The following is a 16,448-nucleotide window of genomic DNA, read 5'->3' on the forward strand; positions in this document are numbered from 1 at the left end:
TCTCTGTTATCTATATCTCCGACCCACCATGTATACGAAGGTCGAAATATTTACAATTTGACCAACGTCTACTATGAGCGCGTCGGTCAAATCAGGTTCTTATTAGCGATCAGGCACAAAGGGCTTACCAAGACATGCAGGTGTATTCACCTTGGCAAGTGTCTTATTACGCGAGATCATAATCAGCACAATGATGGTTGCCAGATACGGCAGCGCAGACATCAACTGCGTCGGCAAGCCAATGCCTGCGGCCTGCGCATGGAACTGCAAAATAGAAACAGCGCCAAACAGATAAGCCCCAATCAGCACACGTGCTGGACGCCAGCTTGCAAACACCACCAGAGCCAGCGCGATCCAGCCGCGGCCCGCTGTCATGCCCTCAACCCACTGCGGGGTGTAAATGAGTGACAGGTAAGCGCCAGCAAGGCCAGAACACGCCCCGCCAAACATCACAGCCAGATAACGCACCTGAATGACGGAGTATCCAAGCGAATGCGCTGAGCCGTGATTGTCACCAACCGCACGGATGATCAGCCCCGTACGGGACCTGAACAACACAAAGTAAACCGCAATCACAAGACCATAAGAAGCGTAAACCAGAACGTCCTGATTAAAGAGCAGCGGCCCAATAAATGGAATGCCCGACAACACTGGAATAGCAATCGGTTTCAGGCTGATACCCGGTTGACCGATGAAAGCTTCTCCAACCATACCGGAAAGGCCAAGCCCCAGTATAGTCAGTGCAAGGCCTGTCGCCACCTGATTAGCCATCAAATTAAGCGTCAGGAAGCCAAACAACAGGCTCATGGCAACGCCGGAGAACATGGCCGCCACAATGCCGATGTAAGGAGAGCCAGTCGCCTGTGTCGCTGCAAAACCCATCACAGCGCCGACAATCATCATCCCCTCAACACCAAGGTTGAGCACACCTGAACGCTCCACCACAAGCTCACCAATAGCAGCAAGCAACAGCGGCGTAGACGCGGTGATGATGGTCAGAAGTACAGCCTCAATCATGGAAAGATCAGACATTGCCTGCCTCCTTCATGTTTTTCACACTGGAAGCAATCTTGAATCTGTAAAGAATGAGCGTGTCACAGGCGAGCACAAAGAACAGCAGCATGCCCTGAAACACACGCGTCACCTTATCAGTCAAACCAAGGCTGACCTGAGCAGACTCGCCGCCGATGTAGGAAAGCCCAAGCAACAACCCGGCAAACAGAATTCCAACAGGATTCAAACGACCAAGGAACGCTACGATAATCGCGGTAAACCCATAGCCAGGAGAAATAACAGGCGTCAGCTGTTCAATAGAACCGGAGACTTCCGCCATACCAGCCAGACCAGCCAAACCACCGGAAACGAGGAAACCAAACCAGACAACCCCATTGCTGGAAAACCCAGCAAAACGGCCAGCACGCGGTGTCTCACCCATCACTTTGATCTCAAAACCTTTGAGCGTGCGAGACAGCATCCACCAAACCACCAGAACGGCCAGAATGGCGAATATCATGCCAATATGCAGACGTCCTTCACCGATTTTCGGCAGCACGTGTGCCGCATCAAAAATCCGGCTTTCCGGGAAGTTGAAACCTTCCGGATCACGCCATGGACCACGGACAAGAAAATCAAGAATGTACTGCGCGATGTAAACCAGCATCAGGCTGGTCAGAATCTCATTGGTCCCAAACCGCACCTTCAGGAACGCCGGAATAGACGCCCACGCCATACCGCCCAAAATGCCCATCAGCACCATCAATGGCAGGGCCAGCGGGCTGGTAAAGTCGTAAAACAGTACCGGAATGATAGACCCAGCCAGCGCGCCCATGGTGAACTGACCTTCGGCACCAATGTTCCACGAGTTGGACAGGAAGCAGACAGATAGCCCAACCGCGATCAGCACCAGCGGACCTGCTTTCACCAGCAGCTCTTCAATAGACCAGCTGGTTGTCAGAGGCTCGATGAAATAGGCATAAAGCGCATCAATCGGGTTGTAACCCATGCTGACAAACAAAATAGAGCCACACACAAGCGTAAGCCCAATCGCAATCAGCGGCGAAACAACAGTCATCAGCTGAGAATGCTCAGCCCGTTTTTCAAGTTCAATGCGCATGGGTCTCTCCCGCTTTTGCTGCAGGGGAAGCAGACTTGCCCTCACCCATACCCGCCATCAAAAGACCGATCTTCTCACGCGTCATTTCAGAAGCTGGTTCGGCGACAGAAAGCTCACCACGAGAGATCACCGCAATCCGGTCAGAAAGCTCGTAGATCTCATCAAGATCCTGGGAAATCACCAAAACAGCAGAACCACCTCGGGCCAGATCAATGATCGCCTGACGGATCAAAGCCGCAGCACCTGCATCAACACCCCATGTCGGTTGATTAATCACCAGCACTTTCGGAACACGGTCCAGCTCACGGCCAACCACAAACTTCTGCAGGTTACCGCCAGAAAGAGAACGAGCCTCAGGATTATCATGAGACATGCGCACATCGTAGGAAACGGTGATGCGCTTTTCCATTTCAGTTGCAAGCTTCTGGTTAAGCGTGCCGTGCTTGATCAATGACGGCTCAGTTTTATAGCGCGTCAGTAAAATATTGTCAGAAAGCACAAAGCCCGGCACCGCACCATGACCCAAGCGCTCTTCAGGCACAAAGGCAGAGCCCAGCAAACGCCGGTCATTGATCTTGCGCTTGCCAACCGGCACACCGCAAATTTCAACCGCATAAGCATCTTTGACCTGCGTCTCGCCAGAGATCGCATCAAACAACTCGCTCTGGCCGTTCGCTGCAATCCCGGCAACAGCAACAATCTCGCCGCCGCGCAAGTCCAGATTGACGTCCTTCAGCTCAATGCCAAACGCACCATCCGATGGAATAGACAGATTGCGCAGCTTGAGCATCACATCACCCGGCTGAGCCTCAATCGCACCAGCAGAGATATCATGTACATCGCCGCCGACCATCATACGGGCAAGGCTGGCCGGTGTTTCCTCAGCAGGGTCACACCCACCCACCACACGGCCATGACGCATGATCGTGGCGTTGTGGCAGATCTTCTTCACTTCTTCCAGACGATGAGAGATGTAAAGGATCGCACAACCTTCGGAGGCGAGGCGCTGTAAGGTGATGAAAAGCTGATCCGCTTCTTGCGGGGTCAATACAGACGTAGGCTCATCCATGATGATGAGACTGGGGTTCTGCAAAAGGCAACGCACGATTTCGATACGCTGACGGATGCCAACCGGCAGATCCGCAACCAGTGCTGCAGGATCCAGAGGCAGGCCATACTTTTGGGAAACCTCAGTAATACGTCTGGAAAGTGCCTCTATTTTTTCGCCTTTAGGCAAGGCCAGCGCGATGTTTTCAACCACACTTAGCGCTTCAAACAAGGAGAAGTGCTGGAACACCATGCCAACGCCCAGTTTGCGGGCAGCCGCAGGGTTCGAGATTGAAACCCGTTTTCCCTTCCAGAGGATCTCTCCCGCACCCGGTTCAAGAGCGCCGTAGAGAATTTTTACGAGCGTGGACTTACCCGCTCCGTTTTCGCCCAGCAAAGCATGAATTTCACCCTGCTTAATGACGAGATCGACATTGTCGTTCGCTAGAATGTCACCAAATCGCTTGGTAATACCCTTGGCTTCTATGAGATCCTCGCCCCCTGTCACCGGGTCAGACCTCTGCTCGTTTTCCATCGTGTTACCCGTTCCCCCAAGCAAAATTAGATCAAGATGTTCTCCCTGAACCTAAGAAGCAAAACGAAAACCTCCCTGAGCATTGCTCATTTGCTGCTCTTTCACCACTAGAAGTTGAGCAGCAATGGAAATTGCAATATCAGACGGTTTTTTGCTTTTAATCTCAGTAATTCCGACCGGACAAACAAGCTGTTTGCTTTGCGCCTCCGATATTCCGGAGTCTTTGAACCGTTTAAGTGTTCGCGCGCGTTTTGTTGCACTGCCTATCAATCCAATAAATGCCAGATCGGTTCTACGAACAGCAGCATCTACTATAGCATGATCACGCTTGTGATCATGGGTCATTACGATGACATAGTTTCCCGGCTCAAGGTTCTTTACGACGACTTGAGGCTCATTTAGATGAATGCAGCGGATATTGGAAGGTACATATTTAGGAAAAATTTCACGCCGTTCATCAATCCAATTGATCTGAAAGCCCAAAGGGGCCATCGCAAGCATCAAAGCCTTACCAACATGCCCTGCACCAAACAGATACAGGTGAGGCCTATCCTCCCCGAACCTCTCGGTCAGTTTGCCTTGATTTAAAACAATTTCTGCGGAATCTGCACTGCACATTGCAGGGGGTAGTACGTGCCTTTCAAGGGGGCCGGAGCTGCAAGTATTTGCAGTCGTTGAAAAAATTCCCACCCCTTCTTGTGTGGAAAAATCTTGTGCACGACCGCGATAATTGAGGTGAAATTGCTCAAATGCGATTTCAACCCGCCCGCCGCAGCACTGCCCAAGGTCTGGACCAAGCGCGTATGAGCGCGTCTGGAAGGCCGACCCACCATTTCCCATCAATGAAACAGCTTCATGCAAAACATCGTACTCAAGACGGCCACCACCGATGGTTCCCTTAAACGACATATCCGGTCGCACCACCATGCGTGCGCCGACCTCGCGGGGGGATGATCCAGCAACATCCAAAATGCTCACCAGCACGCATTGGCCAGCAGCATCAAGAGCAGACAAAACTTCACCCCAAACCCGCATCAGCCCTCCTCTCCGACCTTGATCGCTTTAACAGCTTTCAAAATCGCTTCAGGCGTTGCAGGTGCATCCAGTGTCGGCAAAACACCCTTGTTCAGGCTCGCAACCGCATCATTGATCGCGCAGAAAACCGAGATCGGCAGCATCAAAGGCGGTTCCCCAACTGCCTTGGAACGATAGATCGTTGGCTCAGGGTTCCCGTCACTCTCATAAAGCGCCACATTAAAAATCTCAGGCACATCCGTGGCCGTCGGAATCTTGTAGGTAGACGGAGCATGTGTCCGCAGTCGGCCCGCATCATCAAACCACAGCTCTTCCGTGGTCAACCAACCCATACCCTGCACAAAGCCACCTTCGATCTGACCGATATCCAACGCTGGATTGAGCGACTTGCCTACATCATGAAGCACATCAACCCGTTCAACTTTCATCTCTCCGGTCAATGTATCAATCACCACTTCAGAACAGGAGGCCCCATAGGAGAAATAAAGGAATGGACGTCCCTTTACCTGCTCGCGATCCCAGATGATCTTCGGCGTTTTGTAAAACCCTGAAGAAGACAAATGAATGCGGTGTTCGTAAGCAAGTTGAGCCAACTGCTTGATGGAAAGCTTCGGCTTCCCGCTGATCAACATCTGGTCATCAACCAGCTCGATGTCTTCCTCAGACACCTCGAAATGCTGCGCTACAAAGGTTTTCAGACGTCCAACAATCTCACGACAAGCAATCGCCGCTGCCATACCGTTTAAATCCGTACCGGACGAGGCGGCTGTTGGCGACGTGTTTGCCACCTTGGAAGTGTTGGTCGCGGTAATCTTTACCTTCTCAAGGCGAACCCCCATCTCAGTCGCTGCAATCTGCGCAACCTTCTGATAGAGGCCCTGCCCCATTTCTGTACCGCCATGGTTCAGGTGCACAGAACCATCCCGATAAAGATGCACCAGTGCACCCGCTTGGTTGAGATGGGTCAGCGTGAACGAAATACCAAACTTCACCGGCGTCAACGCGATCCCTTTCTTCAGGATCGTGTTCTCAGCATTAAACGCGTCTACAGCTTTACGGCGCACACGATACTCGGAGCTTTCCTCCAGCTCATCCACCAGCGCGGCCAGCACGTCGTGTTCATCAACCGACTGCCCATAAGGCGTGGTATTCTCACCCTCGCGATAGAAGTTCGCCTTGCGTACATCAAGTGGGTCTTGCCCCATCTTGATCGCAATCGCATCCATCAACCGCTCCGCCGCAAACATCCCTTGCGGGCCACCGAAACCACGGAAGGCTGTATTAGAAACCGTATTTGTTTTCAGCCTCTTGGAAGCTATGAGAACATCTGGATAGAAATAACTGTTATCCGCATGGAACATCGCGCGATCATTGATACCAAGCGACAGATCCGCAGAGTGTCCGCAGCGCGAATTCAGATTGATTTGAACTGCTTCAATCTTGCCGGATGCATCACATCCCGCTTCCACATCAACCAGAAAATCATGACGTTTCCCGGTCAGGATCATATCGTCATCACGGTCCAGCCGACATTTGCATGGACGACCAGTAGCGTTTGCAGCCAAAGCCGCCAGTGCGGCCCATTGGTTGGCCTGAGATTCCTTACCACCAAATGCACCACCCATCCGACGCACTTCAACGGTCACCGCCGCCTCATCAACACCCAGCACTTTAGCAACGGTATGCTGAACCTCAGTTGGATGCTGCGTGGAGGAATGCACAAGCATATCGCCATCTTCACCGGGAACAGCAAAGGCCATCTGCCCTTCAAGATAGAAGTGCTCCTGCCCACCCAGCGCAAAACTGCTCTTCACCGTGTGCGCAGACCGTTCCATAGTGGCTTCCGGTGCCCCACGGCGAAACTCATAGTCCGGCAAAACCTTCTGCTCGGCCTTCAGAGCATCAGCGACGCTCACCAACGGCGTTTCAGCCTCAACCTCAATTCGTGCCAGTTGAACAGCCTTGCGCGCCTGTAAACGGCTCTCAGCCACCACAAGAAACACCAGCTGCCCATGAAATGCGATGCGATCTGATACAAAGACCGGATCATCTCCCATCGCAGGAGAGCAATCATTCACACCGGGAATATCCGCAGCTTCCAGTACCGCAACAACACCGGGGGCTGCTCTGACAGCACTCAGATCGATTATCGTCAGACGGCCACACGCTTCATGAAGCGCATACCCCGGCGCCACATGAAGCGTGCCGTACGGCTCAATCATGTCATCGATATATGTAGCAGTTCCAGACACATGCTTTTCTGCACTGTCATGTTTGTAGGATTTTCCCACGACCTGAGAGGTCGAGGTGCTTGCCTCTGTCTTTTCAAGAAGATCAGCTGACATGAGCGCCTCCCTCAACCAGTTCACGTTGCCCGTGGACACGCATTTTTTGCGAGGATGAAGCAGATATCTCCAGCAAGGCTTTTTCTAAAAGCCCTCGCACAATATCACGCCGATAGGTGCTGGAGGCCCTCATGTCAGTCAGTGGAACGAATTCACTCTCAATAGCATTCAACGCATCCTGCCAACTGCCTGGATCTTCCAAGGACGCACCAACCAGGGCATCTTCAGCGCCACTTGCACGTTTTGGAATGCCCGCAACACCACCAAATGCCATGCATGCACGCTCTACAACACCGTCTTTCACCTTCAGACAGAACGCAGCCATCACTGCAGAGATATCCTGATCAAAGCGCTTGGTGATCTTGTAGGCCCGGAATTGCTCATTTGCGCTCAAACGCGGCACACTGATCGACGTCAGCACTTCGTTCTCAGCAATATCCTGCTTGCCATAGTCAATGAAGAAACTCTCAAGCGGCAAGGTACGCCGCCCACGATTGCTCTGCAGCTCAATTTCCGCCCCAAGAGCAATCAGCATCGGCGGCATATCCCCGATAGGCGATCCGTTTGCGATGTTTCCGCCAACGGTCCCCGATGCCCGAACCTGCTTTGAGCCAATCCGGCTGATCACCACCTCTAGATCAGGATCAATAGACTTCAGGAACTGCTCAGCAACCGCATAAGACGCACCCGCCCCAAGTCGGATACCCTGTTCATCCTCATAGCAAGTGCTCAATCCATTCACACGCCCAAGAAAAATAACCTTCGGCAGGTCGCGCAGATGCTTAGTGACCCAAAGCCCAACATCTGTAGAGCCAGAAATAAGCGTGGCGTCCGGGTGCTCACCATAGGTCTCCAGCAAGCGCTGAAAGCTGCTCGGTGCAAAGAAGAACCGTTCGTCATCGCCCACATGAATATCCTGCGCATCCTGAAGAGCAGCGAGTTTACTCTCTGTCTCCATTGCACGCGCAGCAAAAACGTCATTCATGCCATCGCGACACGCTTCCAGAGCTGCGTCAACAATTGGTCGGTATCCGGTACAGCGGCACAGATTGCCCGCTATCCAGGTGTTCACATCCTGCCGTGTCAGACCCGGCGTATTCGCATGATAAAGTGTAAACAGGTTCATCACGAAACCGGGCGTACAGAAACCGCATTGCGATCCATGAAGCTCTACAAGCGCTTTTTGGACAGGGTGTAATCCGTCAGGCCCTTCCAGATCTTCAACCGTCACAAGCTCACAGCCATCAATCTGGCCGAGCAATAGAATACAGCTGTTCACGGGCTCATAAATGAGTTTACCGTCACGCAAACGCCCAAGCGCAATGGTGCAGGCACCGCAATCCCCTTCACCACAACCTTCTTTGGTGCCCGTTGAGCGTTCACTCAGACGCAGATAGTCCAGCAAAGTGGTTGTCGGCTCAAAACGATCCAATTCGACGATCTGGCCTTTACGAAGGAAGCGGATTGCCGTGCGCATCAAATCAGCTCCCCCTGTAGGTGGTGTAACCAAAGGGAGAAAGCAGCAGCGGCACATGATAGTGGCTGCTCACATCCGCAATACCAAAGCGGATCGGCACCACATCAAGAAACGCAGGTTCTGGAAGAGAAATACCCTCAGCTCGCAAATAGTCACCAGCATGGAACTGCAGTTCGTAGGTGCCTGCGGTCAGGCTCTCACCTTCCAGCAACGGCCCATCCACACGCCCGTCATTGTTGGTCGAGAATACACCGATTTTGGAGAAGCTGTCCCCATCGACACGAACCAGCTCAACCCGTAGCCCTGCTGCAGGTTTTCCTTGAGCACTGTCCAAAACGTGGGTGGTCAATCGCCCCATAGTTGCCTCGTCTTTCAAATGGCAACTGCAATAGATGCCAGAATCTAAGTGAAACTACAGAGTGCACGACTATTTATGATAACAAAAGAACAAAAAAGTGTCATACATGATGCCATTTAGGCATCAACTTTAGGCAGAATCTTCTCCAATCTTGCCTCCGCTTGCTCAAGAAATATTGCTGGCGCCAGTGCAAGCCCACGCAAAGACGAGGTGATGACGCAAAAATGGCCGCGTGTCAGCTGCTCATCAATAAGGGGCTTGAAAAGCAGCCGCTTGCTCGCCAGCTCCTCCTCCAACCCAATGACCGTCTGAAACGCCACCATTTCACCTGAGCGCACCAAGTGCTTCATAAACCGCAGAGAGTTCGCTTCCACACTACTTTGCCCACCAATGGAACTGTGAGAGAGCGCCACGTCCAGCCGGGCACGAATAGAGATCCCGCGCGCTGGCATGGCAACCGGATACTCAAAGCACTGTGCAAGGCTCAACTTTTCTTCGTCAGCAAGCGGATGCGTCGGAGCCATGATCGCCCCAATCTCCAATGCCTTCTTGTAGGTGATGTTAAGCGCATCGGTATCCGGTGGTTCAAATGTGAACCCTACATCCACTTCAGCCTTCTCAACGGCCTGCGCAACCCGCTCAGCCCCCATCACCTGCACATCCACATGAATGCCGCTGTAATCCTTGTGGAACTGCGCAATCACCTCAGGCAACAGCGCCTCGGTCACACTTTCAACTGTTGCAATGGAAACCACACCACGACGAAGACCCTTAAGCGCATCCAGTTCCGCACCGGTCGCTTCCAGATCAGACAGAGTCCGCCGAATATGTGCCAGTAGAATTTCACCTGCTGAAGACAGACGGATCGTGCGCCCCACGCGCTCAAACAGCTCCATTCCAAGCTGCTTTTCCAGCGTAAGAATTTGCCGGTTCACCGCAGAGGACGCCACATTGAGTTTGCGCGCCGCCGCCCGAATGGAGTTCTCTTCCGCAGCCGCTGCGAAATAGCGAAGCGCTGGGCCGTAAAGATACCGCGACCGATCCATCAATCCTCCCAATCCCTCAAACGTATTTAGGGGATAATCACTGTTGCACCGGTGGTTTTACGCCCCTCCAGATCGCAGTGCGCCTGCGCAATGTCCTTCAGGCTGTAACGCTGGTTGATCTGAATATTAATTGTCCCGTCAGCCACAGCAGCAAACAGGTCCCCAGCCGTCTCTTCCAGCTCCCAGCGCTCCGCAATGTAATTGAACAGCGTCGGCCGCGTCGCAAACAATGAGCCTTTCTGAGACAAGATGGCCATGTTGAACTCAGGGAGCGGCCCGGACGATTGTCCAAAAGAGCACCAAAGCCCACGTGGACGAAGGCAATCCAGCGATGCAGGATAAGTATCCTTGCCCACACTGTCATAAACCACATCACAGCCACGCCCATCAGTGATCTGACGCACCCGCGCTACCCAGTCCTCACTCTTGTAATTGATCACATACTCATAACCATTGGCCTGAGCCAGCCGCGCTTTTTCTTCCGAGCTGACTGTCCCGATCACCCTTGCACCAAGGGCCGACGCCCATTGACCAACGATAAGCCCTACACCGCCTGCCGCTGCGTGGTAAAGCAAAGTCGTATCCGCTCCCACGTTGTAGGTCTCGCGCAGCAGGTAGCGTGCGGTCATGCCTTTCAACATTAAAGCCGCCGCTTGCTCATCACTCACACCTTCGGGGATCTTCACAAGCACGCTGGCGGGAATATTACGCTCTTCACTGTAAGCCCCCAGCGGTCCTGCATATGCCACACGGTCCCCAAGAGCGAGCCCGGTCACGCCTTGCCCAAGCGCAACAACAATCCCTGCCCCCTCATTGCCAGGAATAAACGGGACACCATTTGGTGCCGGATAAAGGCCAGAGCGAAAATAGGTATCAATAAAGTTGAGCCCGATCGCAGTGTGCCTGATCCGAACTTCTCCATGCCCCGGATCAGGCAGGTCCACATCCACGTGTGTCAGAACGGACGGATCACCAGTTTTTTCAACGCGAACAGCAAAGACCATATGGATTTTCCCTTACAAAAGCTGGAGGCGGAGTTTGGACAGAATGCCGCTAACTTGCAAGCACCTTTGGGAAAACCATGCTCCACTCTGAGAAATGCAAGCATCAAAGCAAAAAGCCCGACCAATTGGCCGGGCTTTTAAAAAACTCACTTATCGAGAATCACATCTTACGAAACAGCTGATGAACAGCCCCAACGCAAAACAGATAAAGGCTCGTTGCCGTGATCAGCGCAAACAACCAGTTATCGATAATAAAATCCTGATAAAGTGCAACCGCAAGTGCAGCACTCCACACAATGAGAATGCCCAGGGTCAGCGGCCGCCACTTGACGGTGCGCACCGGGTGGACGAACTCGACAGGAGCAAACGTCAGCACAGAACACAGCACCACCATGCCAATGATGATCCATGGTGGAGACTGCAGTGCAACCAGCACAACAATCACCATATTCCAGACACCAGGGAATCCAAGAAAGCCACCGCTTTCAGTCTTCATGTTGCCGTCAGCGAAGTAGATCGCGCCGGTAAACACAATGACAGCACCAGACAAAAGTCCCCAGAACTCTGAGAGAAGGCCGCTTTGGTATAGCGCGAAAGCAGGCAGGAAAACGTAGGTCGCGTAATCAATCACTAAATCCAGAATAACGCCGCTCCAGCGCGGCAAGCGATTCTGAATGTCATATTTACGTGCTAAAGGACCATCCAGCCCGTCGACAACAAGTGCCACCCAGAGCCAGAAAAACATCATAGGCAGATTGCCGTTCGCTCCAGCGACAAGCGCAAGCAACGCAATGGGGGCCCCCAATGCGGTGAGGATGTGAATGAGGAACAGCCGGGAGTTGGTCTGACCGGTCAACTTTGGGTCCTTTGTTATTCTTTAAGTGAAGGTACCACTTAGAACAATCTATCGCCCAAAACTTCAATAAGAGGTAAGTCCGCCCGAGCGAAATAGATGTTTGCACCGCCCCATAGCAGAAGTGCGATACCTATTCCATAGCTTGTAAACGGTGTTTTGCTCTTTTTTTCAAGTGTCATTATGAGACCAAGCAGCGCGATCCAAATAATATTCATGATTCCCACTGCAAACATAAGCACCATGAGTGCCCAACAGCACCCCAAACAGTACAAACCTTGCTCAATTCCAAACTGGAAGGCACTTTGCTTTTGCTCACCGGAATGCAGGGCCAATGCAACATTGGGCGTCCGGCACCGGTCAAGACAAGCCTGCTTGGCAGGCGTAAATTGATAGATCGCGGCTGCAATGACAGTTGTAATCGTCAGTGTTGAAAACACCGGCAACATCATCGGGCTCATCACACCCAGCTCATGCAGCACGCCCTGAGCAACGGTCGCGACAACGGAAAACGCAACCCAGATAGCCAGATACCCGCCAGCCACCACATAAATAGCCTTGCCACCACGCGCTTCATGATAGGTCTGCAGCATCGGCATAGCCGTCGGCAACATCATGGCGAGCACCATCATGAACCACATCACAAACAGCAGAAAATAGTCGTAAAGGCCCATATTCACCAGCGCTGGCATCCCAAACGCTTCCTGAGCTAATGGCAAACACAGCGAGGCAAGCTGAACACGCACATGTTCCGGCAGGCCCTGGAACATGTTGAACTGATTGAACAGCTCCATGCCTGGACCCATCTCGCCCATATCCATGCGAGAGATCATGTCAATAACCATGGCCGCCAGATAAACCCAGCCCAACACCACGGCACCACCCAGCACAATGTACGGGAGCCGATAGGACAACTGTAAATCCGTCTTCGGACTGGTAACTGACATAACCAACCTCAAAATCAATCAGGACGGGCCGAAACTCTGCGGTTCCGGAACCGGCGCAATTTATGCAGCTTCTCTAATAGACCAGTAATAGTCCCAATGCGACATTGATTTAGTTCAAATCTAAACTGGAACCTGCGACATGATGAAGCTGGCGCAACGAGACCTCTCCGCTTTCACTAGGGGACTATCCGCGTGCGGCACCTTGAAACCGATAGGTTTTATCCCCTAGATACTTGGGTAATAGAACGCAAACAAAATGCGGAACGAAAAAATGGCAGCCAATCTTGCAGCAGACAGCACCAAAGGCAAAAACAACGACCTCACGCCGTCGCAGGAAAAGAGCTACGATTGCGCTGTAATCGGCACTGGCCCGGTTGGCATGATCGCCGCCCTTGCCCTTGCCAGCAATGGACTGGAAACTGTGCTGATCGGCCCACCAGTCAACCTCAATGACGCCCGCACCACCGCCCTGATGGATGCCTCCCGCCAGTTTCTCGATAATATCGGCATCTGGAAAGACTTACGTTCAGCGTTTACACCGCTGGAAAAGATGCGCCTGATCGACGGCACTGATCGCCTTTTACGCGCACCTGAAACCACATTCTCCGCCTCAGAACTGGACCTGCCTGCCTTCGGTTACAACATCCTCAACAAGGACTTGAACCGGGTGCTGTTTGATCTTGTGAACAACAATGAGCTCATTGAGCTTGTCGAAGACACAATCAAAAATGTCGCCAGTAATGACCACAAAGCCACCATTGAACTAAGCAATACGCCAGACATCAGCTGCCATGTCGTCATCGGCGCAGATGGACGAAATTCTGTGGTTCGCCGCTCCGCTGGCATTGAGACAAAGAACTGGAAGTACCCACAAGCGGCACTCGTTCTCAATCTCAAACACGATCTGCCGCATTACAACATCTCTACCGAGTTCCACCGCAACACCGGCCCCTTCACCATGGTCCCGCTGCCGGGTAAAACCTCTTCCCTTGTTTATGTAGAAACACCAGAACGCGCCGAAGAGCTGAACAACTATAAGGACGAAGCTCTCGAAGCCGAATTGGAAAAGCTCAGCAAGTTCGTTCTGGGCTCGCTCAAACTGGCAAGCCCAAGGCAGGTCTACCCACTCTCCGGCCTGACAGCCGTTCACATGAGTGGCAATCGCTCACTGCTTATGGGCGAAGCAGCGCACGCCTTTCCGCCAATCGGAGCCCAGGGTCTCAATCTGTCTCTGCGCGATGTAGCCGTTGCGACAGAACTGCTGGCCAACGCAAAGCACACCAAGGCAGATATGGGGTCTGCTGAGTTGCTGCAGAAGTATGACCGCAGCCGCAAGGCAGACGTGATCAGCCGCACAACGGCCGTAGACCTGCTCAACAGATCTTTACTGACGGATGCCTTACCTGTTCAGATGCTGCGTTCTCTGGGGCTCTACACAGCCTCCAGAATCCCACTCGTACGTCGTCTGCTGATGCGTGAAGGCATCGCTCCATCCTGGAGCCTGCCAACATTGATGCGCGCGCAAAACGATTAAGGCACCAGTATTCCAGATTGAATGAGATAAATGAGCGTTGGCAACGTAATAACAGAGGCCAACGTTCCATAAAGCACGGCTGTAGACGCACGCTCGACATAGCTCGAGTAGTGCTGAGCTAGCACATAAACATTCGCAGCCGGCGGCAATGCCGCCATCAAAACAGCTGTTGAGACCCACAGACTGTCAAAGCCTCCAATCCACTCCAGCAGCACAAATACAAGGATTGGGTGCACCACCAGTTTGATAAGCAAGAGGATCGGCAGTTCCTTCGCCGTTCTCCGGCTTGGCTGCAAGGCAATCGTCACCCCCATAGCAAACAATGCACAAGGTGCCGCAGCTTGTCGCAAAAACGAGATGGTCTGGTCGAGTGCAACAGGTGGCTTGAACTCAATCGCCGCAGCCAAAATTCCCGCAAACACCGCAAGAATAAACGGGTGAGTGATGATCTTCTTGAAAATCTCAAAGGCCAAAGGCCCAAACTTAATGTTACGCGCCCCGCCAATCGACATCATCATGGGAACGAGAATGAACAACAAGATTGTATCAAAACACAGGATCAAAGCCGTCGGCACCGCCGCCCCTGCCCCAAGAACAGCAAGCGTAACGCCCGGTCCCATGTAACCAATGTTGGAATAGGAACCGACCAGTGCCTGCACAGTCGCCTCACCGATACTGCCGCGCAATATGAAGCGCGCAAAAGCATAAGCCAGCACAAACATGGCGAAGGTGGAAAATGTGGTCGCTGCGACAAAGTCAAAAGTGGCAAGTTCTTCCAGCGGCGTTTCAGAGAGCAACTGAAAGAACAGCGCAGGCAGAGCCAGATAGATCACGAAAAAGTTCATCCATGACAAACCCTCTCGTGAGAGTTTCGCACCGCGACCAGAAACAAATCCCAGGAAGATGAGCAAGAAAAATGGCATTGCCAAATTAACAACATTGAGCATCTAAACCATTTCCCCATGCAATTTTTTAGTGTTCTCCGCATCCAACTGGAGAATGAGTTGCTTTTGAAATGCTGATTGGCTAATCACCATGTCCGAGTTGAGCGTATATAGCCATTCTACAGAGGTTGGCATACCGGCAACTACGACACTATAGTATGCGAGTAAACGGAACTGGAAAGCTCCATCCGCCCAAAGGCCAATATGAAAGCTAAAAAATCCCGTCGCCCACTGACACGTCGCGAGAAGCTCAGCTTTCGAGCTGAATGCCTGGCTCTAAGATTTATCGGCGGAATTCTGCGCTCTATGCCGCTGGATTGGTCCTCCGCTTTCATGGGAAACATGTGGCGTCTGATCGCCCCCATGACCCATAGGCATGCCCGTGCCAAAGCGCACATCATGGCCGCCTATCCGGAAATGACGCTCAATGAAGCGGATAAAATTATCCGGGATATGTGGGAAAACCTTGGTCGAGTCTCTGCTGAAACCGTTTTACTTTCCAAAATCCACAAGGATCCGAGCCGCGTCACCTACGTAAATCCAGAGGTCTTTGAACCCTCGGTTGGTGAAGGCGCCGTTCTTGTAACCATGCACTCCGGCAACTGGGAGGTTGTCTCCGACAAAGCCGAGGAACTTGGTCTCCCGCTCGCTGGTGTCTATCAAAAACTGAAAAACCCTTACTCTGAAGGGTATTTGGTCGAAAAACGCAATTTCCTCTATAAGCTTGGCCTGTTTTGCAAAGGCCACGACACCGGCACAAAGATCATTTCAATCCTGCGTAAAAAGGGTTCTGTTGCCTTCGTCGCAGACGTACGCGACCATCGCGGTGTCAAAGTTGAGTTCTTCAAGCAACCGTCAGCAGCAACGCACATTCCAGCCGCGCTTGCCCGCACCATGAACAAGCGCCTCATCGCTGTAGTAGCTCGCCGCAAAAAAGGCTCCCGCTTCGATATCATTGCCAAAGAAATCCCAGTTGCTCGCACCAAGGACCGTGTACAGGATGCGATCACCACAACGCAGGCAGTACACGACCAGTTCGAAGAATGGATCCGCGAAGAGCCCTCCCAGTGGATGTGGATCATGAAGAAGTGGATTTAGCCAGCTCCCCACGGTGTATCTCACAAATGCCAGAGCTGGTTTTGATTTAAGATACACTCAGGCAAAAGCTAAAGCCCTACAGTCAGTTCTAACTAAAGACTGACCGCTTCAG

At 52.4% G+C, this 16,448-nt stretch carries 14 protein-coding genes; 2 read left to right on the top strand and 12 right to left on the bottom strand.

Going from position 1 to position 16,448, the window contains the following annotated elements; translation table 11 throughout:
* Positions 1 to 102: 102 nt before the first annotated feature.
* The 11 genes from PsW64_RS13730 to PsW64_RS13780 all read right to left on the bottom strand — a co-directional run bounded on the left by PsW64_RS13730 (position 103) and on the right by PsW64_RS13780 (position 12,760).
* Positions 103 to 1,032 (bottom strand): ABC transporter permease, encoded by a 930-nt coding sequence (locus PsW64_RS13730; protein ID WP_082831113.1) that lies wholly within the window; start codon positions 1,030 to 1,032, stop codon positions 103 to 105.
* The gene (locus PsW64_RS13735; RefSeq protein WP_057466297.1) at positions 1,025 to 2,113 is read right to left on the bottom strand and encodes an ABC transporter permease; all 1,089 of its coding nucleotides are present in this window, start codon (positions 2,111 to 2,113) and stop codon (positions 1,025 to 1,027) included. The genes PsW64_RS13730 and PsW64_RS13735 overlap by 8 nt, the downstream gene beginning before the upstream one ends.
* Positions 2,103 to 3,695 (bottom strand): ABC transporter ATP-binding protein, encoded by a 1,593-nt coding sequence (locus tag PsW64_RS13740; RefSeq protein WP_208980781.1) that lies wholly within the window; start codon positions 3,693 to 3,695, stop codon positions 2,103 to 2,105. The genes PsW64_RS13735 and PsW64_RS13740 overlap by 11 nt, the downstream gene beginning before the upstream one ends.
* A gap of 51 nt (positions 3,696 to 3,746) precedes the next feature.
* On the bottom strand, positions 3,747 to 4,730 hold the full coding sequence (gene xdhC / locus PsW64_RS13745) for a xanthine dehydrogenase accessory protein XdhC (RefSeq protein WP_057466296.1): 984 nt from the start codon (positions 4,728 to 4,730) through the stop codon (positions 3,747 to 3,749).
* Positions 4,730 to 7,075, bottom strand: coding sequence for a xanthine dehydrogenase molybdopterin binding subunit (xdhB, locus tag PsW64_RS13750; RefSeq protein ID WP_063303977.1), 2,346 nt, complete (start codon positions 7,073 to 7,075; stop codon positions 4,730 to 4,732). Before xdhB ends, xdhC begins: the two co-directional genes overlap by 1 nt.
* A complete protein-coding gene (gene xdhA, locus PsW64_RS13755; protein ID WP_063303978.1) occupies positions 7,065 to 8,552 on the bottom strand; it encodes a xanthine dehydrogenase small subunit in 1,488 nt (495 codons plus the stop codon). Before xdhA ends, xdhB begins: the two co-directional genes overlap by 11 nt.
* A gap of 4 nt (positions 8,553 to 8,556) precedes the next feature.
* A complete protein-coding gene (gene uraH, locus PsW64_RS13760; RefSeq protein ID WP_063303979.1) occupies positions 8,557 to 8,910 on the bottom strand; it encodes a hydroxyisourate hydrolase in 354 nt (117 codons plus the stop codon).
* 116 nt (positions 8,911 to 9,026) lie between these two features.
* Positions 9,027 to 9,956, bottom strand: a complete 930-nt coding sequence (locus PsW64_RS13765; protein ID WP_063303980.1) for a LysR family transcriptional regulator — start codon at positions 9,954 to 9,956, stop codon at positions 9,027 to 9,029.
* 26 nt (positions 9,957 to 9,982) lie between these two features.
* A complete protein-coding gene (locus PsW64_RS13770; RefSeq protein ID WP_063303981.1) occupies positions 9,983 to 10,960 on the bottom strand; it encodes a quinone oxidoreductase family protein in 978 nt (325 codons plus the stop codon).
* Between the two features lie 160 nt (positions 10,961 to 11,120).
* Positions 11,121 to 11,816, bottom strand: coding sequence for a CDP-alcohol phosphatidyltransferase family protein (locus PsW64_RS13775; protein ID WP_063296918.1), 696 nt, complete (start codon positions 11,814 to 11,816; stop codon positions 11,121 to 11,123).
* A gap of 38 nt (positions 11,817 to 11,854) precedes the next feature.
* A complete protein-coding gene (locus tag PsW64_RS13780; RefSeq protein WP_063303982.1) occupies positions 11,855 to 12,760 on the bottom strand; it encodes a DUF2182 domain-containing protein in 906 nt (301 codons plus the stop codon).
* A gap of 271 nt (positions 12,761 to 13,031) precedes the next feature.
* On the opposite strand from PsW64_RS13780, the gene PsW64_RS13785 reads away from it, so the two are divergent.
* Positions 13,032 to 14,294 (top strand): UbiH/UbiF family hydroxylase, encoded by a 1,263-nt coding sequence (locus PsW64_RS13785; RefSeq protein ID WP_063303983.1) that lies wholly within the window; start codon positions 13,032 to 13,034, stop codon positions 14,292 to 14,294.
* On the opposite strand, the gene PsW64_RS13790 is transcribed toward PsW64_RS13785, so the two are convergent.
* On the bottom strand, positions 14,291 to 15,241 hold the full coding sequence (locus PsW64_RS13790; RefSeq protein ID WP_063303984.1) for an AEC family transporter: 951 nt from the start codon (positions 15,239 to 15,241) through the stop codon (positions 14,291 to 14,293). The genes PsW64_RS13785 and PsW64_RS13790 overlap by 4 nt on opposite strands.
* A gap of 201 nt (positions 15,242 to 15,442) precedes the next feature.
* Here PsW64_RS13790 and PsW64_RS13795 point away from each other — a divergent pair, with 201 nt between their 5' ends.
* Entirely contained in the window at positions 15,443 to 16,336 is an 894-nt protein-coding gene (locus PsW64_RS13795; RefSeq protein WP_063303985.1) for a lysophospholipid acyltransferase family protein, read from the top strand.
* Positions 16,337 to 16,448: the final 112 nt, after the last annotated feature.

The organism is Pseudovibrio sp. W64, assembly GCF_001623145.1.
Taxonomy (GTDB): Bacteria; Pseudomonadota; Alphaproteobacteria; order Rhizobiales; family Stappiaceae; genus Pseudovibrio.